Source organism: Bacillus sp. FSL R5-0576, assembly GCF_038004765.1.
GTDB classification, from domain to species: domain Bacteria; phylum Bacillota; class Bacilli; order Bacillales; family Bacillaceae; genus Bacillus; species Bacillus subtilis.
Map to the genome: position 1 here is coordinate 2,612,342 of NZ_JBBORU010000001.1, position 24,944 is coordinate 2,637,285.

24 protein-coding genes, 1 tRNA gene, 1 riboswitch and 1 other annotated feature are annotated in these 24,944 nt (G+C 44.4%); of the genes, 4 read left to right on the forward strand and 21 right to left on the reverse strand.

Going from position 1 to position 24,944, the window contains the following annotated elements; all coding sequences use genetic code 11:
• Window positions 1–10 precede the first annotated feature (10 nt).
• Genes leuC through ilvB form a run of 6 tightly spaced genes read right to left on the reverse strand, consistent with a single transcriptional unit; the run spans window position 11 to window position 7,431 of the window.
• On the reverse strand, window positions 11–1,429 hold the full coding sequence (leuC, locus tag NX903_RS13475) for a 3-isopropylmalate dehydratase large subunit (RefSeq protein WP_003229604.1): 1,419 nt from the start codon (window positions 1,427–1,429) through the stop codon (window positions 11–13).
• A gap of 49 nt (window positions 1,430–1,478) precedes the next feature.
• Window positions 1,479–2,576, reverse strand: coding sequence for a 3-isopropylmalate dehydrogenase (leuB, locus tag NX903_RS13480; protein WP_086344164.1), 1,098 nt, complete (start codon window positions 2,574–2,576; stop codon window positions 1,479–1,481).
• Between the two features lie 20 nt (window positions 2,577–2,596).
• The gene (locus NX903_RS13485; protein ID WP_086344165.1) at window positions 2,597–4,153 is read right to left on the reverse strand and encodes a 2-isopropylmalate synthase; all 1,557 of its coding nucleotides are present in this window, start codon (window positions 4,151–4,153) and stop codon (window positions 2,597–2,599) included.
• Window positions 4,140–5,168: a ketol-acid reductoisomerase gene (gene ilvC / locus NX903_RS13490; protein ID WP_003222549.1), complete on the reverse strand. Its 1,029-nt coding sequence runs from the start codon at window positions 5,166–5,168 to the stop codon at window positions 4,140–4,142. The genes NX903_RS13485 and ilvC overlap by 14 nt, the downstream gene beginning before the upstream one ends.
• A 23-nt stretch (window positions 5,169–5,191) precedes the next feature.
• Window positions 5,192–5,710 (reverse strand): acetolactate synthase small subunit, encoded by a 519-nt coding sequence (ilvN, locus tag NX903_RS13495; protein WP_004399096.1) that lies wholly within the window; start codon window positions 5,708–5,710, stop codon window positions 5,192–5,194.
• A complete protein-coding gene (gene ilvB / locus NX903_RS13500) occupies window positions 5,707–7,431 on the reverse strand; it encodes an acetolactate synthase large subunit (protein ID WP_021480256.1) in 1,725 nt (574 codons plus the stop codon). Before ilvB ends, ilvN begins: the two co-directional genes overlap by 4 nt.
• A gap of 121 nt (window positions 7,432–7,552) precedes the next feature.
• Window positions 7,553–7,799: a binding site (T-box leader), on the reverse strand.
• Window positions 7,800–8,245: 446 nt separating this feature from the next.
• Here ilvB and cotQ point away from each other — a divergent pair.
• Window positions 8,246–8,581, forward strand: a complete 336-nt coding sequence (gene cotQ / locus NX903_RS13505) for an inner spore coat protein CotQ (RefSeq protein ID WP_024572292.1) — start codon at window positions 8,246–8,248, stop codon at window positions 8,579–8,581.
• A gap of 163 nt (window positions 8,582–8,744) precedes the next feature.
• Window positions 8,745–9,200: a GNAT family N-acetyltransferase gene (locus NX903_RS13510; RefSeq protein WP_086344167.1), complete on the forward strand. Its 456-nt coding sequence runs from the start codon at window positions 8,745–8,747 to the stop codon at window positions 9,198–9,200.
• Between the two features lie 128 nt (window positions 9,201–9,328).
• On the opposite strand, the gene NX903_RS13515 is transcribed toward NX903_RS13510, so the two are convergent.
• The gene (locus NX903_RS13515; RefSeq protein WP_144486731.1) at window positions 9,329–10,633 is read right to left on the reverse strand and encodes a Kelch repeat-containing protein; all 1,305 of its coding nucleotides are present in this window, start codon (window positions 10,631–10,633) and stop codon (window positions 9,329–9,331) included.
• A gap of 217 nt (window positions 10,634–10,850) precedes the next feature.
• Between NX903_RS13515 and NX903_RS13520 the strand changes: the two genes are divergently transcribed.
• Window positions 10,851–11,675 carry a YsnF/AvaK domain-containing protein gene (locus NX903_RS13520; RefSeq protein WP_086344168.1) on the forward strand — a complete coding sequence of 275 codons (825 nt, stop codon included), beginning with the start codon at window positions 10,851–10,853 and terminating at the stop codon, window positions 11,673–11,675.
• Between the two features lie 63 nt (window positions 11,676–11,738).
• On the opposite strand, the gene NX903_RS13525 is transcribed toward NX903_RS13520, so the two are convergent.
• The 12 genes from NX903_RS13525 to sdhC form a co-directional block, all read right to left on the reverse strand.
• Window positions 11,739–11,812 (reverse strand) — tRNA-Arg (locus NX903_RS13525).
• A gap of 129 nt (window positions 11,813–11,941) precedes the next feature.
• Window positions 11,942–12,451, reverse strand: a complete 510-nt coding sequence (locus tag NX903_RS13530) for a metallophosphoesterase (RefSeq protein WP_086344169.1) — start codon at window positions 12,449–12,451, stop codon at window positions 11,942–11,944.
• Between the two features lie 15 nt (window positions 12,452–12,466).
• Window positions 12,467–13,063: an XTP/dITP diphosphatase gene (locus NX903_RS13535; protein WP_015251523.1), complete on the reverse strand. Its 597-nt coding sequence runs from the start codon at window positions 13,061–13,063 to the stop codon at window positions 12,467–12,469.
• 12 nt (window positions 13,064–13,075) lie between these two features.
• Window positions 13,076–13,813, reverse strand: a complete 738-nt coding sequence (gene rph / locus NX903_RS13540) for a ribonuclease PH (protein ID WP_003246039.1) — start codon at window positions 13,811–13,813, stop codon at window positions 13,076–13,078.
• A 110-nt stretch (window positions 13,814–13,923) separates the two neighbouring features.
• Window positions 13,924–15,024 (reverse strand): spore germination protein GerM, encoded by a 1,101-nt coding sequence (gene gerM, locus NX903_RS13545; RefSeq protein ID WP_021480263.1) that lies wholly within the window; start codon window positions 15,022–15,024, stop codon window positions 13,924–13,926.
• Window positions 15,025–15,138: 114 nt separating this feature from the next.
• The gene (gene racE, locus NX903_RS13550; protein WP_015251521.1) at window positions 15,139–15,957 is read right to left on the reverse strand and encodes a glutamate racemase; all 819 of its coding nucleotides are present in this window, start codon (window positions 15,955–15,957) and stop codon (window positions 15,139–15,141) included.
• Window positions 15,958–15,964: 7 nt separating this feature from the next.
• Window positions 15,965–16,405, reverse strand: coding sequence for a MarR family winged helix-turn-helix transcriptional regulator (locus NX903_RS13555; protein ID WP_003229573.1), 441 nt, complete (start codon window positions 16,403–16,405; stop codon window positions 15,965–15,967).
• 244 nt (window positions 16,406–16,649) lie between these two features.
• Entirely contained in the window at window positions 16,650–16,874 is a 225-nt protein-coding gene (gerE, locus tag NX903_RS13560; RefSeq protein ID WP_003184172.1) for a spore germination transcription factor GerE, read from the reverse strand.
• 115 nt (window positions 16,875–16,989) lie between these two features.
• On the reverse strand, window positions 16,990–17,433 hold the full coding sequence (locus NX903_RS13565) for an acyl-CoA thioesterase (protein WP_086344170.1): 444 nt from the start codon (window positions 17,431–17,433) through the stop codon (window positions 16,990–16,992).
• Between the two features lie 60 nt (window positions 17,434–17,493).
• Window positions 17,494–18,255, reverse strand: coding sequence for a succinate dehydrogenase iron-sulfur subunit (sdhB, locus tag NX903_RS13570; protein ID WP_003229569.1), 762 nt, complete (start codon window positions 18,253–18,255; stop codon window positions 17,494–17,496).
• Window position 18,256: 1 nt separating this feature from the next.
• Window positions 18,257–20,017: a succinate dehydrogenase flavoprotein subunit gene (gene sdhA, locus NX903_RS13575; protein ID WP_003229567.1), complete on the reverse strand. Its 1,761-nt coding sequence runs from the start codon at window positions 20,015–20,017 to the stop codon at window positions 18,257–18,259.
• A 33-nt stretch (window positions 20,018–20,050) separates the two neighbouring features.
• A complete protein-coding gene (sdhC, locus tag NX903_RS13580; protein WP_003222512.1) occupies window positions 20,051–20,659 on the reverse strand; it encodes a succinate dehydrogenase cytochrome B558 in 609 nt (202 codons plus the stop codon).
• A gap of 292 nt (window positions 20,660–20,951) precedes the next feature.
• Between sdhC and NX903_RS13585 the strand changes: the two genes are divergently transcribed.
• Complete coding sequence (locus NX903_RS13585; protein ID WP_003222508.1) at window positions 20,952–21,398, forward strand: YslB family protein; 447 nt, start codon at window positions 20,952–20,954, stop codon at window positions 21,396–21,398.
• A gap of 43 nt (window positions 21,399–21,441) precedes the next feature.
• On the opposite strand, the gene NX903_RS13590 is transcribed toward NX903_RS13585, so the two are convergent.
• Together NX903_RS13590 and uvrC are read right to left on the reverse strand one after the other, a co-directional pair.
• Window positions 21,442–22,668, reverse strand: a complete 1,227-nt coding sequence (locus tag NX903_RS13590; RefSeq protein WP_086344171.1) for an aspartate kinase — start codon at window positions 22,666–22,668, stop codon at window positions 21,442–21,444.
• A gap of 125 nt (window positions 22,669–22,793) precedes the next feature.
• Window positions 22,794–22,973: riboswitch (Lysine riboswitch) on the reverse strand.
• A gap of 64 nt (window positions 22,974–23,037) precedes the next feature.
• Window positions 23,038–24,810, reverse strand: a complete 1,773-nt coding sequence (gene uvrC / locus NX903_RS13595; RefSeq protein WP_015714476.1) for an excinuclease ABC subunit UvrC — start codon at window positions 24,808–24,810, stop codon at window positions 23,038–23,040.
• Between the last annotated feature and the right edge of the window lie 134 nt (window positions 24,811–24,944).

Consider the following 24,944-nt stretch of genomic DNA (forward strand, 5'->3'; position numbering starts at 1 on the left):
CGCGCACTCCTTACACAACTGTTTTTTCCTGATAAAACTTTCTGACATCAACGAAGTGTCCGTGAATGGCAGCCATCGCAGCCATTGCCGGGCTGACGAGATGTGTTCTTGCACCTTTTCCTTGTCTGCCCTCGAAGTTGCGGTTAGAGGTTGATGCACAGCGCTCTCCCTCAGGAACAACATCATTATTCATACTCAAACACATGCTGCAGCCTGACTCTCTCCATTCAAATCCAGCTTCCAAGAAAATCTGGTCAAGCCCTTCTTTTTCAGCCTGAAGCTTCACGCTTTGGGATCCGGGCACGACGATGGCCCTTACGCTGTCAGCTACCTTCTTCCCTTTGATCATGTCAGCAGCCTGTCGAAGGTCAGTCATGCGGGAATTTGTGCAGGAACCGATAAATACGTGCTCCACTTTAATGTCTTCAATTTTCTGATGAGGAGTCAGTCCCATATATTCATAAGCGCGAATCGCTTCTTTTTTATCATCTTCTGCAGAAAAGCTTTCCGGCGCAGGAACTTCAGAATCGACAGGAAGAACCATTCCCGGGTTAATGCCCCATGTCACCATAGGGGAAATTTTGTTGCCGTCAAGGACGATAGATTTATCGTAAACAGCGCCCGGGTCTGTGCGCAGCGCCTTCCATTCCTCTACGGCCTTGTCAAATTCTTCGCCTTTTGGCGTGTACTTGCGATTTTTGCAATATTCAAACGTCACCTCGTCAGGTGCAATCAAACCTGCTCTTGCTCCTGCTTCAATTGACATGTTACAAACAGTCATTCGTTCATCCATCGTCATATTTCTGAATACTTCCCCAGTGTACTCAATGACGTAGCCTGTGCCGAATTTCACACCGTATTTGCCGATGACAGCAAGGATGACATCCTTTGCCGTTACCCCTTTTTGAAGCGTTCCATCCACGCGCACTTCAAGTGTTTTTGGACGTTGCTGCCAAAGTGTCTGTGTGGAAAGGACATGTTCAACTTCACTCGTCCCGATTCCAAATGCAAGAGCGCCGAAAGCGCCATGTGTTGATGTATGACTGTCACCGCACACAATCGTTTTCCCTGGAAGCGTTAAGCCCAGTTCAGGGCCGACGACATGGACAATCCCTTGATCCACACTGTGAAGATCGGCAAGGCGCACGCCAAATTCCTCACAGTTTCTTTCAAGCGCCGTTACTTGGCGTTTCGCAACTTCATCCTTTATCTCAAAACGATTGACAGTCGGGATGTTGTGGTCCATTGTCGCAAATGTGTTTTGGGGTCTTCTGACCTTTCTTCCCTTTTGTCTCAAACCTTCAAATGCCTGAGGAGACGTCACCTCATGAATGAGGTGCAAATCAATATAGAGAAGATCCGGCTTTCCCTCACCATGTTTTACAATATGCTGATCCCAAATCTTTTCGATGATTGTTCGAGGCATCATCTTTTATTTCCTCCCTCTACCTAGAGCTAAGACCGCTTAACGTAAGCTGTCACACATTAGAAATTGTATTTTCACTCATGATTGCCGCCTTAACTTCCTCTGTAATGGCCTGAGTGCCGCTGAACTCTTCACCCCGTGCCAAGTCTCTTGTTCTTTTTCCGGAAGCCAAGACTTTGTTTACCGCATCTTCTACAGCTTTCGCTTCCTCTTCAAGCCCGAAAGAAGTTCTCAAAAGCATTGCCGCTGACAATATGGCTGCGAACGGATTTGCCATCCCTTTACCGGCAATATCAGGCGCGGAGCCATGAACAGGTTCAAACAGATGAAGACCAGAGCTTGATAGGCTGGCTGACGGGAGCATTCCGAGCGAGCCTGTAAGCATGGACGCTTCATCGCTTAAGATATCACCGAACATATTTTCAGTCACCACGACATCAAATTGATTCGGTGCATAAATTAGCTGCATGGCCGCGTTATCCACAAGCATGTGCTCAAGCTTCACATCAGGAAACTCTTGTGCAACGTCCTCAGCCACTTCACGCCACAGCCGGCTTGATTCAAGAACATTCGCTTTATCTACAGAGGTCACTTTGCCTTTTCTGGCTGCCGCCATTTTGAAGCCCTCTCTGATCACTCGTTCAATTTCCGTTCGCTTATAAAACAGTGTATCTACTGCTTCCTGCTCACCTTTAGTGTTTACATAGCGTTTGCTCGGCTGGCCGAAATACAAGCCGCCTGTGAGCTCACGAACGATAACGAAATCAACATTATCTATATATTCTTTTTTCAAAGGCGAAGCGTCAGAAAGGCTTTCAAATACCTTCACAGGCCGCAAATTCGCAAACAAATCAAGCTGTTTTCTGATGCTGAGCAGCCCTTTTTCCGGTCTCAGTTCCGAAGGATTTTGATCCCATTTCGGTCCGCCGACAGCGCCAAGCAATATCGCGTCTGCATTTTTACAAGCAGCAACGGTTTCCTCCGGGAGGGGGTTATGATGTTCATCAATAGCCGCCCCTCCAATCAGGCCATATTCAAATTCAAATTCATGGTTAAAGCGTTCGGCAACACTTTTCAGTACGTCTGTCGCTGATTCTAATACTTCAGGGCCGATCCCGTCTCCGGGCAATAGAGCAATACGTTTCTTCAAGTTAACCGTTCTCCTTTCTTTTATGATCCGACAGCTGTGTGATTTTTCAACCCGCTCATATTCGACTGGAAAACCAATTGACGGTTTACTGCGTTCAAATAGGCTTTCGCTGATGCTTCTAATACGTCTTGCGCTATGCCCCGCCCTGCCGATTCTTTTCCGTTCACCAAAACTCTTACATACACCTGGGCAAATGCATCTTCGCCTTTTCTGTTAGACTGAATGCGGTAGTCTAAGAGCTCCACGTCCTTATCGATGCAGCGCTCAAGCGTATTGTAGATTGCTTCCACGCTTCCAGCTCCAGTTGCAGCTTCCTGAATAAGCTCTGCGTTTTCTTGATTTTTCAAAGAAAGAGTAGCCGTAGGGACCTGACTTGTTCCGTAATGTACTTGCAGAGAAAGAAATTCATACCCAATCTTGCGATCTGTTACTTTTTCTTCTAAAATAAGAGAAACAAGATCCTCATCAGTGATTTCTTTTTTCTTCTCAGTCAACTCTTTGAACATCATAAAGAATTTATTAATCTCTTCACTGTCAAATTGGAATCCTAAAGCAGTCAGCCGGTCTTTAAATGCGTGGCGTCCGGAATGTTTACCTAGGACAAGCGCATCTGCGGTTACGCCGACAAGCTCCGGTGAAATAATTTCATAAGTCGATTTTTCCTTTAAAAAGCCGTCCTGATGGATGCCTGATTCATGAGCAAATGCATTATCTCCAACAACCGCTTTGTTGCGCGGGACAGCCATGCCTGTCAGTTTGCTTACTAAATCACTTGTTCTCTTAATCTCGTTCAGAGTAATACCTGTTTCGACTTGGTAGAAATCTTTTCTGGTATGGAGGGCTACGGCAATTTCCTCTAGTGCCGCATTTCCGGCTCTTTCACCGATCCCGTTCACAGCGCATTCGATTTGATCAGCGCCATTTTCAATCGCAGCAAGAGAGTTTGCGACTGCCATTCCCAAATCATCATGACAGTGGGCTGAAAGCTTTGCTTTGTGAATGTTCGGAACGTTTTCCTTCATATATTTAAAGATATTTCCGTATTCCGCCGGGGCCAGGTAGCCGACAGTGTCCGGAAGATTGATAACACTGGCGCCTGCGTCAATCACTTTTTCGACGATTTCTGCTAGAAACGGCAGTTCAGTGCGGCAGGCATCTTCCGCTGACCATTGCACAATCGGAAAACGTTCTTTTGCGTATGTCACCATTTCAACCGCTCTTTCAATGACTTGCTCACGTGTCATTTTCAGCTTGTGCTTCAAATGAATGTCCGATGTGGCGATAAAAACATGAATTCTCGGGTGAGAACCTTCTTTTAACGCTTCCCAAGCAGCATCAATATCACCTTTTACACAACGGGCCAGACCAGTTACTGAACAATTTTTAATGGTTCTTGCGATTTCCTGAACAGCTAAAAAGTCACCTCGGGACGAAGCGGGAAATCCCGCTTCAATGATATCTGCCCCGAGTCTTTCGAGCTGCTTAGCTATGGCAAGTTTCTCCTGTGTATTTAAGTTCACTCCAGGGGACTGTTCACCATCACGAAGCGTCGTATCGAAAAAATTAATTTTGCGCAACGGAGACCACCGCTTCCTTCTTCTTGCCTTGTTTCACAAACGGCATCATTTCACGAAGCTTTCTTCCCACTACTTCGATTTGATGTTCGTTCTCGCTTGCATTGATAGCGTTGAAACGAGGACGGTTTACTTGGTTTTCGACGATCCACTCTTTTGCGAATGTTCCGTTTTGGATATCTTTTAATACTTCTTTCATAGATTCTTTTACTTTAGCGTCCACAACGCGAGGGCCTGATACGAAATCTCCCCACTGTGCTGTGTCAGAGATTGAATATCTCATTCCTGCAAGTCCTTCTTCGTACATAAGGTCTACGATTAATTTCAGCTCATGAAGGCACTCGAAGTATGCAAGTTCAGGCTGATAACCTGCTTCAGTTAATGTTTCAAATCCGGCTTTGACAAGCGCGCTTAATCCGCCGCAAAGAACTGCTTGCTCACCGAACAAATCTGTTTCTGTTTCTTCTTTAAATGTCGTTTCTAATACGCCCGCTCTTGCGCCGCCGATTCCTTTAGCATAAGCGAGGGCTTTGTCTCTTGCTTCTCCAGTCACATCTTGATAGATTGCGAACAATGCAGGTACGCCAGCTCCTTGCTCATATGTTCTTCTTACCAAGTGTCCCGGGCCTTTAGGGGCCACTAAGAATACATCTACATCCGCCGGAGGAACAATTTGATGGAAATGCACGTTAAATCCATGAGCGAATACTAATGATTTTCCTGCTGTCAATTCATCTTTGATTTCAGCTTCGTAGACTTTTTGCTGCTGCTCATCCGGAAGCAGAACCATGATGATTTCGGCTTGGGCTGCCGCTTCTTTTACTGAAAATACTTTATGTCCGTCTTCTTGGGCTTGAGTGAAAGATTTTCCTTGTCTAACACCGACGATCACGTCTACTCCGCTTTCTTTAAGGTTCAGAGCATGTGCGTGGCCTTGCGAACCGTACCCGATAACCGCTACTGTTTTTCCAGCCAATACGTTCTCTTTGATATCACCGTTATAATATACTTTTACCATTTCAATCTCTCCCTTGTTATGTTTTATACAATAGATATTGTTTTATTGGATGACGCCTTTTGCTGGGTACCCCTCGCAAAAGCCGTTGTACCTGTTCTCGCGATTTCTTTAATGCCATAAGGTTTCAATAACTCAATAAGCGCTTCAATTTTGTTAGATTCACCTGTCACCTGAACAACGATGCTGTCTCTGCTGACATCAACGACAGAGGCTCTAAACGGTTCTATGATTCCATTAATCTCTGTTCTCGTTGAAGGCGCGGAGACAACCTTGATTAAGGCCAGCTCCCTCTGGACAATCGATTGATTTGTGATGTCTGTGACTTTCAGCACATCAATCTGTTTGTTGAGCTGTTTCGTTAACTGTTCAACATCATTTTCTCCTTCAACGTGAACGACGAAGGTGATTCTGGAAACGCCGGCTGTTTCTGTGTGTCCAACTGTAATGCTTTCAATGTTGTAATGCCTTTTTGTGAATAGACCGGTGATCCGGTTTAACACTCCGGAGCGGTTCACCACAGTCAATGTGATAATTCTTTTCAAGGTTTCACCCCCACCATTTCATGCAGCCCTTTCCCCGGAGCCACCATCGGGAATACTTTTTCTTCGCTGGCAACCCGCACGTCAATGACAACAGGTTCTCTTGATGTTAATGCCTCTTCCAGCTTTACCTTTGCTTCCGCTTCTGATGAAATTCTGATGCCTTTAATGCCGTATGCTTCGGACAATTTAACGAAGTCAGGCTGAGAAGCGAATTTAGATTCTGAATAACGTTCTTCATAGAAAATTTCCTGCCACTGTCTGACCATTCCGAGACAAGCGTTATTTAAAATCACTACCTTGACCGGAAGATTTAATTCGCGAATAACATCGAGTTCTTGAAGCGTCATTTGGAAACCGCCGTCTCCGACAACCGCGACAACAGTAGCATCTTTTTCGGCCAGCTGTGCGCCGATCGCCGCCGGAAGACCGAATCCCATCGTTCCAAGTCCGCCTGACGTGACCCATTTATCTGCTTTTTGGAACGGATAAAATTGCGCTGACCACATTTGATGCTGGCCTACATCCGTTGCGACAATGGCCTCTCCTTTTGTAAATTGATGAATATATTCAATCAATTTCTGAGGTTTAAAACCTTCTTCTTCATTATCTACATACCAGAGCGGATACTCTTCTTTCCATTCGGCGAGCTGTTTTTTCCATTCGCTTGAATCGCTTTGTTTGCCGTCTTGTTTGATCAGCTCCTGCAGGACAATTTTGCTGTCTCCGACTACAGGAATCTGTGTTTTCATGATTTTACCGATTTCAGCTGGATCAATATCGATGTGAGCAATCTTTGCGTTTCTGGCAAAGTGTTTCAGGTTTCCTGTGACACGGTCATCAAAACGGGCGCCGATACTGATTAATAGATCACATTCATGAAGGGCCATATTGGCTGTATAAGTACCGTGCATCCCCGCCATCCCCAGGAAAAGCGGATGGTCAGCCGGGAAGCCTCCGAGTCCCAAAAGGGTGTGTGCCACAGGGATTTGCTGCTGTTCAGCATAATTTTTTAATTCTTCTGACGCTTTTCCGTGCAGTACGCCCGCACCCGCCAGGATCACCGGTTTTTTCGCACTGCTCACGGCTTCCACAAGCTTGCGGATCTGCAAATAATTCGGCTCTGTTGTCGGCTGGTATCCCGGGAGATTCATCTCATGATCGTAGCTGAATTCTCCTTCAATTGTTGCTACATCTTTCGGAATATCAATCAATACAGGTCCGGGTCTTCCAGTTGTTGCAATATGGAACGCTTCTTTAATGATGCGCGGCAGATCTTCCGGCTGGCGAACCTGGTAGCTGTGTTTTGTTACTGGCATCGTAATCCCTAAAATGTCCGCTTCCTGAAATGCATCGCTCCCGATTACAGAGGTTGCTACCTGCCCTGTAAAGACGACTAACGGCAATGAATCAATCATGGCATCAGCAAGGCCTGTAACAAGGTTTGTCGCTCCCGGTCCTGACGTGGCAATGACGACACCCGGTTTTCCGGAGACTCTTGCGTATCCCTCCGCTGCATGAATTGCGCCTTGTTCGTGACGGGGAAGGATATGTACCAACCCTGAATTGTATAGCTTATCGTAAATCGGAAGCACAGCCCCGCCCGGATAACCGAAGATCATTTCTACTTTCTCTTTTTTTAATGATTCAATCAGCATTAATGCTCCGCTCATCGTCTGTGTACATTTGGCAGATGCTGAATCCACCTGTACATTAGTCCCCATTTTAGTTCCTCCTTTTGGATTTTCATCCTCTAAAGATCAATCTTTTATTAGCTTTATAGCTGATTATTCAATAAAAAAAGCCTTTCCGCCCACAATCAGCCGCGCAGTATATGCGATAGCTAAAAGGGGCGAAAAGGCTTTTCTTTCCGCGGTACCACCCTTGTTTACGGCCTGTTAATCGGCCGTCTCATGGATATTTCTATCCGCTTTAGTAACGAGTGAATCAAGTTCACCCGGCCAAGTCCTACTGTCATTTCAGACTGGCACTCTGAGGCGAGTTCACCTTGTAAAGCTTCGCCGGTTCTCAGCTAACCCGGTTCTCTGTGGAAAGCTTTTTCAAGGCTACTTATCCTCATCTGCGCTTTTCATATTCAGCCTTCGGAACGGCTTTCCAGCTGTTCAAGAAGGTCGTTTGTTTTTCATTTTTTTAGAATCATATTGCGATGATTTTCGCTTGTGAAGCTTGCGTTTATCTTTTGTTGAACTCATATTACGCCGCTTTGGACGCAGTGTCAACAGCATTTTTTAAAATTATTAGACAATTTTGATTAATCAATCTATATTGTATACGCTTTCATTATTGGTACAAAAGGAATTGCAAATGTTAAAAGTTTTTATAATTTTTTTATTAATCTATCAAGAATACACCAGAATTATTTAATTTTATATAAACATGTAAGATTTTATAACACGCTATGGTTCGTATATGGATTGAGTCTGACAGATCATCTTGCAATCCATTTCAATTTCGGATAGGCACCCCTATTATTCCCCGGCATACATTAATGGTATCTTGCAAAGAAAAGGTGATACGATGAATAAATCATTAGCAGACATGCAAGGATTCCCTGCAGGCTTTCCGAGCTTCCCGAGCTTTCCGCAGCAGTACTATCCTGCTGTCCCTTCCTTTTACCAGCAAAGCCATCAGCCATTTGGAGGCTACGGATACGGACAGCCGTTCAGCCAGGCATATAGCCCGTTAACCACTCCCTCTGCTATGTACTCCTCTTATCCATACACTTCAGATTTTTTCGGGCAGCAATTTTCAGGCACTGGCTTCAGCGGCCATAGCGGCGGGTTCAGTATTCCGGCGACACATGTCGGCGGTTTTAGCGGAACAGCCGGTGTGCATGGAGGCTTTAGATATTAAAGAAAACTGCAAGGGCCGAACACGATTTCGGCCTCTTTTTTGCTTTCAAGCATCTTTTGAAGCTCATACATTCCAAAAAGGCTTCAATACTGTCAGATTATCTGTCTTTATAGTTGGAAACAGGATCGAATATGATTAAGATGAATGTTTGAGGAGGAATAAAATGTATATAAAACTAGATGATTTAACCGGTCATCAGGTGGTTTCACTGGTGAATGAGCATTTACATAGCATGACGCTTATGTCCCCGCCGGAAAGCATCCATGCCTTAGGTTTAGAGAAACTAAGAGGGCCTGGAATAACATTTTGGAGTGCATGGGAGGGTGATGAACTAGCCGGTTGCGGAGCGCTAAAAGAACTGGACAGCCGGCACGGAGAAATCAAATCAATGCGAACATCTGCATCACATTTAAGAAAAGGCGTTGCCAAACAAATTCTCCAGCATATCATTGAAGAAGCTGGAAAGCGAGGCTATGAGCGGTTAAGCTTAGAAACGGGTTCAATGGCTTCATTTGAGCCGGCAAGAAAGTTGTATGAAAGCTTCGATTTTCAGTACTGTGAACCGTTTGCAGACTATGTTGAAGATCCAAACAGTGTGTTTATGACGAAGGAATTGTGAGACGGCTTTATAAGGATAGATAAGTACAGAGGAAGGTCTGTCTATCTCTTACCGTTTTCCCTTCTAAAATTTAATAGAGTAAGTCAACAAAAACCATCCAGCATTGCATTGGATGGTTTTTGGGTGGTTTATTTATATTTATTTACTTCGTACATCAAGATGTTTTTAAACACAACATAATCCTTTTTACTCTCAAAAGGCCCTTTGTTGTTGTCATGCTCATCTATTTCATAAAAGCCTGGTCCCTCTCCGGCATCACGCTGCTTGTACCATTTGAGGAATCCGTTCACTTCTTTCATAGACAGCTGATATTCTTTTTGCAAACCGTTTACCATGGTGACAACAAGAAGGGCGTCTCCGTCTTCTGCTGAGTTATCCTCAGAAGGGGTTGTTGATCCTTTGTCCTTATCTCCTGAATTGCCTTCAGAAGGGGTTGTTGATCCTTTATCCTTATCTCCCGGAGTTTCCTCTGAATCGGATGGTATGTTTAAATCTTTTAACGAAATAGATATAACTGATTTAATTTTAGCATTTGCATATCCACCAACAAAACTTGATGTCTCCTCCCTTCCACCGATGACGTAAAGCGTATCATCAATAATGGCAGAAGAATGCGCCATTCTGTATAGTGCTTTCGGATTTGTCACTGCTGTAGCTGATTGACTTTTAGGATCGTACACCTTAATTCGGTTTACACCTCCAGTCATCAGAATTTTTCCTTTGTAAGCAAGCGCAGAATAATACCCTGCTGTGAATCCGGTACCATTTTTTACCCACGTATCTTTTTCTGGATCATAAACATAAACGATTTGGGGAATATAATGCGTTCCGCCAAGTAAATATAGTTTATTATCAATCACTGCTGTAGAAGCTCCAGTTACTTCATAATTTTTTAATGTCTGTTTTTTCTCCCATTTCTTCGTTTCTAGATCATAACTGTAAGTGGTTCCATCAAACCTATTTTCGAAGCCTACCACGTAAATTTTCTTTCCTATAACTTCAGCGTATATTTGATAGGCTGGAACCTTTCTTTCAAAAGGAAGATCATCTAATTTTTCCCACATGTCTTTTTTTGGATCATATACTTCTATTGTGTTGACAGCTCCATCGTTTGACATTCCGCCCAAGACATAAATTTTCCCATCTACAGTAACTGATGCAGCTCCCCCCCTCGCCGTGGGCATGTCGGCTTTTCTTGTCCATTCATTTGTTTTAGGATCATAGACAAACGTTTGATTCCCATAAGTACCAGGTTTTACAGTTCCTCCACCTATCACATATATCTTTCCATCTACTACACCGCTGCTTGCACCGACACGCGGCTCAGGCAAATCTGCTCTTTCTTTCCATTCAACTGTTTCCGCGCTAACTGTTTGGAGCGATTGAAACAGCGTAATAACGAATAAGAAAAAAACAACGAACCATTTTTTCAAAAGAAAACACTCCTTTATTTAATTGTTTCACATAACAAATATCGGCATGACTATGAATTTTTTCATATCTTTTCCTGTATATTCATTTTTCAGGAAATTCCAATTAAAGTTTTCTCTAAAAAACTCGGATGTTTTCAATTTTGTTTAATTCAAAGAACAGCGGGAATTACAAACCACATGAACGATATCATGCAAATTCATAAAGGAGGAGATTGATATGAAAAGCATAGTTGGTGTATACGATACCCCGCAGGAAACCATCGCAGCGATTGAAGGCTTACTCACAAAAGGCTATGATTCTGATGACATTTCTGTTGTGACAAGCCGGCGAGATACAGATTATTTGGAGTCACGTACAGGAACAGAAGTCAATCAAGCTATCGATGCACATCAGGACGAATCTGAATCTTTTTTCGATAAACTGAAAGATTATTTCACAATGGATGATACTGCTACACACAGCAAAGCATTATCCGATTTGGATATTAAAACTGATGAAATAGACAAGTATCAAGAAGATTTGGATGACGGAAAACTTCTGGTAGCCGTCGATACAGATGCAGATGTAAATGCTCCTATTGATAACGGCAATGCCCTTTCAGGCGGCTTTTCAAGCACAAATGAAATGGCGGATTATACAACGAAAGAAGAAAAAACGATGCCGCTCCGAGAAGAACAGCTGAAAGTCGATAAGGAAGACGTTCAAACCGGCGAAGTAGAAATAGGAAAAGAAGTGAAAACAGAAAAAAGAGATATGGACATCCCGGTGAGACATGATGAAATTTATGTCGAACGTCGTCCAGTGGATGAAAATAAAACGGACGCTGCTCCCGTCAACGATTCGGAAGAGATCAGAGTTCCAATCGTTGAGGAAAAGCTGGAAGTGACTAAAAAACCGGTTGTCACTGATGAAGTGGTTGTCGGCAAACGCACTGTTGAAGAAAATGAACATATTTCTGAAACTGTGAAAAAAGAAGAACCTCGTCTGAATAAAGAAGGAAAAGTTGACGGCTTGGATGATGATCCGTTAAATAACAAATGAAAATCATAGACCGACAACAAAAAACCTCAAATCCAATTAGGATTTGAGGTTTTTCTTTTGGTACGTCCCAGGAGAGATTCGAACTCCCGACCGACGGCTTAGAAGGCCGTTGCTCTATCCAGCTGAGCTACTGGGACACGTTTTGTTTTTTGTTTTTCGCTTTAACTATCAGCGACAAGATTTATTATATATGGGATGCAATAATAAGTCAACGGTTTTTTAGAATTTTTTTCATGAGGAAGAAAATTTTCTTCCTCATGACATTTTCATAGTGTGACTCGATTTTGCAGATCCTCAATTTCATTGCCTGCTTGGTCGTAAAAACGGACTGACGCAGCATCATTTTCTAATGTCAGTATAGCATAGCTTTCTGTCCTGCGCACCCTCGGAAGCCGGATGCTGCCTGGGTTAATCATCAGTTTTCCGCGCAGCACTTCGCTGCCCGCGATGTGCGAATGCCCGAAGCAGATAACATCCGCTCCGAGCTCCTCTGCACGATAGTATACGCTTAACAAGGTCTGTTTTATACCGTGAAGGTGGCCGTGTGTGACCAGTATTTTTCTTGAGCCGGCAGTCAGAAGAAGCTCGTCCTTAAAATCGCCGGCAAAATCGCAATTGCCTTTTACAACCGCATAAGGCTCCAATGCAGGATGCCTCGTTTCAAGCTCAGAGTCCCCGCAATGAATCATGAGATCAACTTCTGCCTCATGCCGTTTCGCAATGGTTTGGAGTTCTTCTTCAAGCCCATGGCTGTCACTGATAATCAGCACGTTCATGTACAAGCTTCCTCCTTATGCCTCCAAAAGCTTAGACAGCTTTTTAAGCGCGTCAGCCCTATGGCTGATTTTATTTTTTTCATCACTTGTCAGTTCAGCCATTGTCTTATCTTTATCTTTCACGATAAAAATTGGGTCATAGCCAAAGCCATATTCTCCTCTCGGTTCTTCAGCAATATACCCTTCAACATGGCCTTCGACTGTTTTTGTTTCCTCTCCGGGAATACTCACGGCCAGTGCGCAGCGGAAACGGGCGGTGCGCTGTTCTTTTTCGATACCTTTCAGCTCGCTGAGCACTTTTTCGATATTTGCCTGGTCGTCTTTCTGTTCCCCTGCATAGCGGGCTGAATAAACCCCGGGTCTGCCGCCAAGATTATCGATGGATAGACCGGAGTCGTCCGCAATTACCATTTTGTTCACTGCTTTGGCAACAGCTTCCGCTTTCAGAATGGCATTTTCTTCAAATGTATGGCCTGTTTCTTCAATTTCTTCTGTGAATCCAATTTCAGCTAAAGATTTGACATCATAGCCTCTTGGCTCAAGAATTTCTTTGAATTCCTTCACTTTTCCCGGATTATGTGTTGCAATAATTGCTTCTTTCATGATGATCAAGCCTTTCTGTCTTTATTTCAGTTCTGGCAGAGAATCACCCAGCACTTCTTTTTGCTTGTCAATCAGCTCTTGAATTCCTTTTTCTGCAAGACCCAGAAGACCGTTCAGATCCTCTCTTGAAAAAGTCGCCTCTTCCCCGGTTCCCTGCAGTTCCACAAAACGGCCGCTGCCTGTCATGATGACATTCATGTCAACTTCAGCGGAGGAATCTTCTTCATAATTTAAATCTAACAAAATTCCCTGTTCCTTATCAATTCCAACAGAGATTGCAGCAAGAAAATCAGTGATCGGATTTGTCTTGATTGTTCCTGCTTTGATCAGCTTGCCAATCGCAATCGCCATAGCAAGAAATGCGCCTGTGATGGAAGCTGTTCTAGTTCCTCCATCAGCTTGAATGACATCACAGTCAATCCAAATCGTCCGTTCACCGAGCTTTTCCAGATCTACAACAGCTCGAAGCGCGCGGCCGATCAGGCGTTGGATCTCCATTGTTCTGCCGGAAATTTTCCCCTTAGAAGATTCTCTGATTGTTCTTTGGTTTGTTGCCCGCGGCAGCATGCTGTACTCTGCTGTAATCCAGCCTTTCCCTCCGCCCCGCAAAAACGGCGGTACGCGGTCCTCAACAGACGCGTTGCAGATTACCTTTGTATTCCCTGCTGTTATTAGAACAGAACCTTCCGGATGGCTGATAAAATCCAAATCGAATGTGATTGGACGCAGCTCATCGTGTTGTCTTCCGTCATGTCTCATGTTTTACCTCCGATTGTATGTACATAAACCATTTTTGTCCCGGAATTGAATAAAGAAAGAGGCAGCCGGAACGCTAACCTCTTTCTTTCTAGTATATCAAAAATCCCAATTTAAAAACTACCCGTATTCACTTGAGATGGTCTGGAGACCGGTTCTGTGAGCTTTTCGCCTTTTTCATTTACCAGCTCTGATTTTCCGTTCACTTTAACAGACACGCCTTTTATATCCGGCTGCTCCGTTAACGTGAGCACAATGCTGTTCAGCACTTCTGAAGAAATCATTTTCGTCTTCTCATCGGCGCTGCCGAATATAGATTGATTGAAATCCAACGTCACGCGCCCGTCTTTGATTTTCGGTTTGCTGACCAGCTTTACATCTTCACTGAAGTCTGTTAACAGCCCGCTCACCTTGCTTGGCCCTTTAGCCAATTCATTGATGGCTGCCGTGATGTCGTCTTTTTCCGAATTGTCGATTCGTTTGGTCACCGGCACGTAGTATTCACTGTCTTCGTTTTCCGCCAAGTAGTAGACTGTCAGCGGATGGGTAGCAGTGAGATCATTTACACCGGCTGTTTCCAAATTAATGCCGTCTTTGCGGCTTAAATCATCTGAGATCGGCGTCCCTCCTACAGGCATCTCCTTCAGTTCATGCCCGTTTATTCTCAGCTTCACTTTATCTATCGAACTAAATTGCGTCAGCGTCCACGTCACAGACTGAACGATTTTCTGTTCGTCTTCTTTCTTATAATTTTTGAACTCATTAGAGAAATCAGCTATCGCGGTTCCATCTTTTTTGATGTCAACGTTAACGGTGGTGTCAGCCGGCAATACAGCTCTGAAGCCATTCGGAAGAATTTCAGACACAGGCCCGCCCTGTACAAGGTATTCAAGCGCCTGCTTAGCCGTGCTCTCACTTTTAGGGAGAGGCAGCGTTTGCGCAACAACATACCCGTTTTTATCAATGAGATAAAGCTCCCTCATGACAGTAGATGAGGCTTGATCTGCTTTTGCGGTATCGCTTTTTTCACTTTCTGTTTTTTTGGCTGCTGTTGTATTTGAATTGGCACCCGCTTCATCGTTCACGAATGTAACGTCTTGAGGCGGATCAATTTCCTCGGCTGCCTTATCAGATTGAAACAAACCGCATCCGGATAAAAGCAAGGCAGAGGTGAGACAAGTGGCACCAATGACTGCAGGTCCTTTTTTCAGCATACTTTTCCCTCCTAAGGATGTTTGTACTATTATGTATACGAGCCTCTTTAGGAAATAGACCGAAGAATTCCGGCAAAACAGAAAAAAACCCGCAACATACCGTTGCGGGGAAAACTATCTTCTAATCGGTTCTTGCAGTGAGATGCATTCCACATGGCCCACCTCATGGCCAAACCAATCGTCTGCGATTTTCGCAAACTGATCACGCGCTCCTGTTGTCAAGAACTGATGATCAGGGGCATTCGCAGACTGGTTCAGCAGCCCTTTATACGAGAGAATCGTGCTGACTTCCCGGGCTGTTTCATCGCCGGACGAAATAATGTTCACGTGTTCTCCCATATATCTTTGAATGGCTTCTTTCAAAATGGGATAGTGGGTGCAGCCTAAAATCAGCGAATCAATCGATGTATCTTTTAACGGATACAGCGAGGTTTTGACAATCTCGTCTGCTGTTTTGTCGAGAAACTTCCCGCTTTCCACAAAAGGCACAAGCAGCGGGCAGGCAAGGTTTTCAACCTTCAGATCAGGGTTTAATGCCAAAAGCGCCTCTTCGTATGCATTGCTCTTAATCGTATTCTCTGTGCCGATGACACCGATATGCTGATTATCCGTCACTTTTATCGCTGCTCTCGCACCAGGCTGGATCACTCCGACCACCGGTATACCGACGCTTCGCTGGATGTCATCCAATGCGATCGCTGTTGCTGTATTACAGGCGATCACCAGCATTTTGATGTGGTGGTTTTCGAGTAAATAATTCGTCAGCTCCCACGTATATTGAAGCACCTCTTCTTCAGGGCGCGGCCCATAAGGACACCGTTTCGTATCCCCGACGTAGATAATATTTTCTTTAGGTAGCTGTCTCATGATTTCCTTCGCAACGGTTAAACCGCCAACCCCGGAATCAATGACTCCTATTGGTTGTTCCAACAAAATCGCCTCATTTTCTCTTCATTTCATGCTGCAGTTTCATCAAAGATTTTTCGAAGATGGCTATTTCTTCATCTGTAAACGATTCGAACATATCACGCAGATATTCCTGTCTTTTTGTAATGACCTCTTGGATAATCCGTTCTCCTTCAGGCAGCAGATGTATCCGGACAACACGTCTGTCCGCCGGGTCCTTGACCCGCTCAACAAGCTCATTTTTTTGCATGCGGTCGATTAAGTCCGTTGTCGTGCTGCATGCCAGATACATTTTGCCCGATAATTCACCGATTGTCATATCTCCTAATTCATAAAGCCATTGCAAGCCGACAAATTGCGGCGGCGTAATCGCATATTGATTAAGGATTTCTCGTCCTTTTTGCTTAATGATCGCGGCAATGTGGCGGAGTGACTTTTCAATATCCGCAACATGCTCCAAAGGTTTTGATGTCATTTGTCCATCCCTCACTCAAGGATCTCTTACGCACAAAAGCGTTCCGTGTCTATTTTCCTTCTTTTTTGAAGAAAATGCAAGACTCGCAGGAGAGAAATAGAGGACTTTAGTCAAACAACATCAAGAAATAAAATTTATTTTATGACTTGCCTACGTTTTGCAAAGCATTCCAAAAATGATTTCGAATGTTTCAAACAAACAGCAATAACCGGCTCCTTCCTAAAAGAAGGAATACCGGCAAGGATTAAAGCTCTAGCTCACCCATTCTAAGAAGCTCAACAACGGCTTGCGAACGCCCTTTCACACCCAATTTCTGCATGGCATTTGAAATATGGTTTCGAACGGTTTTCTCACTGATAAATAGCTCGCTTGCAATCTCCTTTGTTGTCTTATCTTGAACGAGCAATTCGAACACTTCTCTTTCTCTTTTCGTTAGCAGCGGCTTCGATTGAAATTCTTTCTCCTTCAAGTATTGTAACCCTCCTTGCTAAGGTGAGAGCGAATCAGAAACGAATGGGTTTTGATATAGTCGAGATATCATATGTAAGAAGGGCACAGGAGGTGACGTTTACAAGATAATTAGTTTATCGTGTATGAAGAAGCGTTTCTTTCTCCTCATCCGTCCAGCTGACAGCCTTGCCGCTATCCTTTGAGACTTGAACCATCACGACTGCCCCGGTGAAGCAGGGCTCGCCTTCGCGGTTCTCTCCGAGATAGTGCAAGGTAAGAGATGAACTGCCGACTGCGCTTGTTTTCACATAGATGCGCAACTCTTCATAAGGCATGACTTGGCGCAAATAATCGCATTGCTGGCTTGCCACGACTGTCATGGTCTGTTTGTTTTCACTCATCATATTCAGCTTTTTAAAATAAGAAATCCGCGCCTCCTCAAAATATATAAAAGGGGTTACATTATTCATATGCCCAAACATGTCTGTCTCGGAAAATCTTACGGATACCTCATTGAAAAAAGAAAAGGATGTTTTCCATTCTTGAAACGGCATATCAATATAAGCGGGAAGCTTCATCTTCTTTCATCTCCTTATTGTTTAAAAAAACCTCTCCCATGCGGAAGAGGTTTTTTCTTCTTATACTCTGTCGCTTCCGAAGAAATTGCGGAACGCTTGTAAGTTTGTATCTCTATTCAAGGCTGCAATCGAAGTGGTAAGCGGAATCCCCTTCGGACAGGATTGAACACAGTTTTGCGAGTTGCCGCAATCTGCAAGGCCGCCTTCATCCATTAATGCTTCTAATCGTTCAGATTTATTCATGGCGCCTGTCGGATGTGCGTTAAACAGGCGGACTTGCGACATCGGTGCAGGCCCCATGAACTTCGATTTGCTGTTCACATTCGGGCAAGCTTCGAGGCAGACGCCGCATGTCATGCATTTTGATAATTCATATGCCCATTGACGGCGTTTTTCCGGCATTCTCGGCCCCGGTCCTAAATCGTACGTACCGTCAATCGGTATCCATGCTTTAACTTTTTTCAATGAATCAAACATTCTGCTGCGATCAACCTGCAAATCACGAACGACTGGGAATGTTTTCATTGGTTTTAAACGGATCGGCTGTTCAAGCTGGTCGATAAGCGCCGTACAAGACTGGCGGGGTTTTCCGTTTATGACCATTGAACATGCGCCGCATACTTCCTCAAGACAGTTCATATCCCATGTGACAGGGGTTGTCTTCTCACCTTTGACATTAACCGGATTCCGGCGGATTTCCATCAGAGCGGAAATGACGTTCAGATTCGGGCGGTATGGAATCTCAAATTCTTCATCGTAAGGCGTGCTGTCGGCTGTATCTTGACGTGTGATAATAAATCGTATGGTTTTTTGTTCACTCATATTATTTCGCCACCTTCTTCTTCGAGTAATCCCGTTTCCGAGGCGTTATCAGTGATACATCGACATCCTGATACTCAAATTCCGGCGCTTCATACGGGCTTACATGTTTAGCCATTGTTGTTTTGAGCCATTCGTCATCATTACGTTCAGGATAATCCGGTTTATAATGGGCGCCCCGGCTTTCATTACGGTTGTATGCGCCAAGGGTAATCACCCTAGCAAGCTGAAGCATGTTTGAGAACTGGCGTGTGAACATCGCTCCCTGGTTGCTCCATTTTGTCGTATCATTGATGTTGATCTTTTTGAAGCGCTCCATTAACTCCTGAATTTTGTCATCCGTTTTCAAAAGCTTGTCATTATGGCGGACAACCGTTACGTTCGCCGTCATCCACTCACCGAGCTCTTTGTGAAGAACATAGGCATTTTCGGTTCCGTCCATACTCATAATATCAGCCCATTTTTCTTCTTCTTTCTTAACGTGAGCGTCGAATAATGATGAAGACATGTCTTCCGCTGAAGATTCTAAGCCGTTTACATATTTCACCGCATTCGGTCCGGCCACCATGCCTCCGTAAATCGCAGACAGCAAGGAGTTCGCTCCCAAGCGGTTGCCGCCGTGCATAGAATAATCACATTCCCCAGCCGCAAACAGTCCAGGGATATTTGTCATTTGATCGTAATCCACCCATAAACCGCCCATAGAATAATGGACCGCCGGGAAGATTTTCATTGGGAGCTTACGCGGGTCGTCTCCCATGAATTTCTCATAAATCTCAATGATGCCGCCAAGCTTAATATCAAGCTCTTTCGGATCTTTATGAGACAGATCGAGATATACCATGTTTTCACCGTTAATGCCGAGCTTCTGGTTCACACACACATCAAATATTTCGCGTGTCGCAATATCACGCGGCACCAGGTTTCCGTATGCCGGATATTTTTCCTCTAGGAAATACCATGGTTTGCCGTCTTTATATGTCCACACGCGACCGCCTTCACCACGCGCTGATTCACTCATCAGTCTTAATTTGTCATCGCCCGGTATGGCTGTCGGGTGGATTTGAATGAATTCTCCGTTTGCATAATACGCTCCCTGCTGATAAACGATTGATGCAGCAGATCCTGTATTAATCATGGAGTTCGTTGATTTTCCAAAGATGATTCCCGGTCCGCCCGTCGCCATAATGACAGCGTCTGAACGGAAGGATTCAATTTGCATGTTTGTCAGGTTTTGTGCAACAATTCCACGGCAGGTTCTGTCATCATCTAAAACAGCGCCAAGGAATTCCCAGCCTTCGTATTTTGTGACCAGACCCGCAACTTCGTATCTGCGCACTTGCTCGTCCAGTGCGTAAAGCAGCTGCTGTCCCGTCGTCGCACCAGCATAAGCAGTTCTGTGGTGCTGTGTACCCCCGAATCGGCGGAAATCAAGCAGGCCTTCAGGCGTCCGGTTAAACATGACGCCCATCCGGTCTAATAAGTGGATGATTGAAGGCGCCGCTTCACACATCGCCTTGACCGGCGGCTGGTTGGCAAGAAAGTCTCCCCCGTATACCGTGTCATCAAAATGTTCCCACGGAGAGTCACCTTCCCCTTTTGTATTGACCGCTCCGTTTATGCCGCCTTGCGCACAAACCGAATGAGAACGTTTGACAGGAACGATGGAAAACAACTTAACCGCCATTCCTGATTCCGCTGCTTTAATTGTCGCCATGAGGCCGGCAAGACCCCCGCCGACTACGATAATGCTTGATTGACTCATGATAGCCCCTCTCCCTCTAGTAATCTAGTACTCTTAAACAAATGCGAAAATCGCTTTTAAGCCTACGTATGACAGTGCAACAAAAATAATCAGCGTAACGTATGTCGAAATTCTTTGAGAACGAGGCGTTACCGTGATGCCCCATGTAACAGCGAAAGACCATAAACCGTTCGAGAAGTGGAAAATTGTTGATAAAACACCGACAATGTAAAAACCAAGCATAGCCGGAGAGCTCAAAATATTCGCCATCATGTCGAAATTGACCTCAGCGCCCATTTGTGCGGCAATGCGGGTTTCCCACACGTGCCAGCTGACGAAAATGAGGGTGATGATACCGGTTACACGCTGCAGGACGAATAGCCAGTTTCTCATGTAGCTGTATTGACCTGCGTTATTTTTCGCAGTAAACGCTATGTACACACCATAAACTGCATGATAAATTAATGGTAAGAAGATAATAAAAATTTCCAAGGCATACCTGAAAGGCAGACTATCCATAAAATGAGCAGCGCTATTGAATGCTTCAGCGCCCCTTGCGGCAAACTGGTTGACGACTAAATGCTGAATAAGAAAGATGCCGACCGGTATGACGCCAAGCAAGGAATGCAATCTTCGAAAATAAAACTCTCTGTTCCCAGACATTACTTTACCCCCTGTTTGATAAGTGCGAAATGTGCTAAATCTCTTCCCCCACTTCTTTCAATTGTAAGCACTTTATTAAGATTTATTGACAATTTCATTTTACTCCTCCCTCAAAAGGGCGTCAAGAAAACGCGTACATAAATTATAATTTTCCGAATTGATTAGTTGATTGAAAAATTTTATTTTATCAATATATATTTCTTGCTTAATTTTTCATAAGAATTACAGGATCATTCTGTAATCCTCCCCCCTGTTTAAGCTATAATATACGCAGGAGAGAGGGGAGACAGATATGAAGTCTAAATTTGAAGCATCTATTGACAACCTAAAAGAAATTGAAATGAACGCCTATGCCTACGAACTAATACGAGAGATCGTTCTCCCAGATATGCTTGGCCAAGATTACTCTTCCATGATGTATTGGGCAGGAAAACATCTCGCCCGTAAGTTTCCTCTTGAATCATGGGAGGAATTTCCGGCCTTCTTTGAAGAAGCGGGCTGGGGAACCCTCACCAACGTAAGCGCTAAAAAACAGGAGCTTGAATTTGAACTTGAAGGGCCGATCATTTCCAACCGGCTTAAACATCAGAAAGAACCTTGCTTTCAGCTGGAGGCTGGTTTTATCGCTGAACAAATTCAATTGATGAATGATCAGATTGCCGAATCATATGAACAAGTGAAAAAGAGAGCCGATAAAGTGGTTCTGACTGTGAAATGGGATATGAAAGACCCAGTGTAATCAAAAAGGCGGTGACTGCATAGTCCCGCCTTTTTGATTGTCATTACACAGCTGAAGGGTGTTTTGAAAGCTCAAATGCATCGTGAAGCGACTCGACTGCTTTCACCATGTCATTTTCGCTTACGACTGTTGACACTTTGATTTCAGATGTGCTGACCATTTTGATTAAAATGTTTTTTTGCGCCAGTACAGCAAACATTTCAGCCGCTACACCGGGATTTGAGACCATGCCGGATCCAACAATGGATACTTTAGCCAATTTGCTTTCTGTCTCGATTTTCTCAAATTCCAGCGCGTCTTTATACTCTTCAAGCACCGCAACGGTTTGGTCTGCATCTTCTGTTTTGACAGAGAAGGAAATTCCAGTCTTGTCCTCGGCCTGCGTTTGGATAATGATATCCACGTTTATGTTTCTTTTGGCAAGTGTCGTAAAAATAGTAGACAAAGTTGTCAGACCGCTAGTCAGCCCGTAAATGGTTACTCTTGTGATTCGATCTTCAAATGCAATTCCTCTGACAATTAAATTCTGTTCCATGGATGATTCCTCCTCAATTAATGTTCCCGCTTCGGTTTCTGTACTTGAACGCACTTCTAACGGCACTTGGTAATTTTTCGCGAACTCAACTGCTCTCGGATGAAGAACGCCGGCGCCTAAATTGGCAAGCTCAAGCATTTCATCGTATGAGATGCCCGCAAGTTTTCTCGCTGATTTCACATAGCGCGGATCGGTTGTAAACACACCTGGCACGTCTGTGTATATGTCACATTTATCAGCTTTTAAAGCGGCAGCCAAAGCAACTGCTGTTGTATCTGAACCGCCCCGGCCCAATGTCGTAATTTCACAATCCTCTGTCATGCCTTGGAAGCCTGCAACAATGACAATTTTTCCTTTTTCAAGCTGGTCTGCTAAAACCGAAGTGTCGATATCTGTAATTCTGGCGTTTCCGTGAATGGCCTCCGTACGGATTCCCGCCTGCCAGCCAGTATAAGACACAGCGTCATAGCCTTTTTCCTGCAATGCCATTGAAAGGAGTGAAATCGTGACCTGCTCGCCTGTCGCCAGCAGCATATCCATTTCGCGTTTGCTCGGCTGGTCAGAAATAGCTTTTGCAAGGCTGACCAATTCGTCAGTGGATTTTCCCATTGCTGAAACGACGACAACGACTTGATGGCCTTTCTGTTTTTCTGCAATTGCGCGGTTTGCCGCATTTTGAATTTTTTCGACTGAGCCGACGGAAGTGCCTCCGAATTTTTGTACAATAAGACCCATGTATTACCACCCTTTACATTTTGGTTCGTGCGGGTGAGGAGAAAGAGCGCTTTGTCCACAATAAAAAAAGCAATGAGAGGAATACTCTCATTGCTTATCAATTAATCATCATGAATGATTATGAACAACGAGATAGCCCTCCAAGAAAATGATTTCTTGACAGCCTTACATTTATTCAATGCACGGCCAGCAAATAATACCGATGGGGTTTTATTTGCTTCGGCGACGCTCCCCTTTCAGCCTTTTTCACAGAATCCATCTTTCTCCAAAGGCATACTCTTGAAGTTCGCACCTCTATCTTCACCATATAACACGATCTAACTATGAAATTAGTTCACATTTTATCAGATCTTATTTAAAAGGACAACATTATTTTTGCAATTTGTCGTAAAGGAGCTGAGCCGCCGCTGCGGGAACACCGGCTTTTTTGATGTCCTCAAGGCTTGCTTCCTTCATTTTTTTAACGGAACCGAAATGCTTTAACAGCATTTTCTTTCTTTTCTCTCCGATACCCGGGATGTCGTCCAAAACGGATTGAAATGCGCTTTTTCCGCGGATTTGCCTGTGAAAACTGATTGCAAAACGGTGCACCTCGTCCTGAATGCGCTGCAGGAGGTAAAATTCCTGGCTGTTTCGTTCCAGATACACCACCTCCAGCGGATCACCGATCAGTAAATTTGAGGTTCTGTGTTTTTCATCTTTCGCTAAACCGGCGATCGGGATATCCAAGCCGAGTTCATTTTCAATGACATCCCTTGCTGCGTTGATCTGCCCTTTTCCTCCGTCAATGATGATCAGATCGGGCAGCGGCAGATTCTCACGAAGCACTCTCGTATAGCGTCTTCTGACAACCTCTCTCATAGAACCGTAATCATCCGGCCCTGTAACGGTTTTGATTTTATATTTGCGGTATTCCTTTTTGTATGGTTTGCCGTCGATAAACACAATCATCGCGGAAACCGGGTTTGTCCCCTGTATGTTTGAGTTATCAAACGCTTCAATTCTGTGCGGCGTATAAATATTTAATGCCTCACCTAGTTTCTGCACAGCCCCGATTGAACGCTCCTCGTCCCGTTCGATTAAAGAGAATTTTTCTTTCAATGCGATTTTCGCATTTTTATGGGCAAGCATGAGCAGTTCTTTTTTCGGGCCTTTTTTCGGCTGGTGAACGTTTGTTTCCAGCAGCTGCTCGATCATAGATTGATCTACGCTGTCCGGAACTAAAATCTCCTTCGGAAGGAAGTGGTTGTTTTTTGAATAGAACTGCCCGATGAACGTGAGGAACTCTTCATCTGCTTCCTGATAAAGCGGGAACATGCTGACATCGCGTTCAATGAGCTTTCCTTGGCGGATGAAAAAGACCTGCACGCACATCCAGCCCTTATCGTACGCGTACGCGAACACATCACGGTCGACTAGATCGTTCATCGTCATTTTTTGTTTTTCCATCGTTGATTCAATATGGGCCATTTGGTCACGAAGCTCTTTTGCTCGTTCAAACTCAAGATTCTCAGCAGCTTCATGCATTTTCTCTTCAAGCTCTTTTTTGACCTCATTATAGCCGCCCCTTAAGAAACGTGTAATGCTTTCAACCAGCTCTCTGTTCGTCTCTTCGGAAATATCCTTTACGCACGGAGCAAGACATTGGCCCAGATGATAATAAAGGCACACTCTGTCCGGGAGCTTGGAGCATTTTCTGAGAGGATACAGACGGTCGAGCAGTTTTTTTGTTTCCCTTGCTGCCTGTACATTCGGATACGGCCCGAAATAGCGCCCTTTGTCTTTTTTGACATTGCGGGTGACAATCAGCCTTGGGTGGCGTTCATGGGTGAGTTTTATGAAAGGATAGGTTTTGTCGTCTTTGAGCATGACGTTGTATTTCGGATCATGCTTTTTGATCAGATTCATTTCTAAAATAAGCGCTTCAAGATTGGAGGACGTCACGATATATTCAAAATCCTCGATTTCCGTCACAAGCCTTTGGGTTTTCGCGTCGTGAGAACCGGTGAAGTAGGAGCGCACTCTGTTTTTCAGCACTTTTGCTTTCCCTACGTAGATCACAGTCTGCTGCCGGTCCTTCATGAGATAACAACCCGGTTGATCGGGAAGGAGGGCGAGTTTTTCTTTCAGTTGTTTGTTCATATGTTACCCTTCCTTATGTTTAATCCTTTATATCCAGTTTAACACGAACGTTTGTTTTTCTCTATGGTTCACAATTGGCGAATAAAAAAAGCGATCCCTCAATCGGAATCGCTCTGGCATGTAAGCAGCGGAAA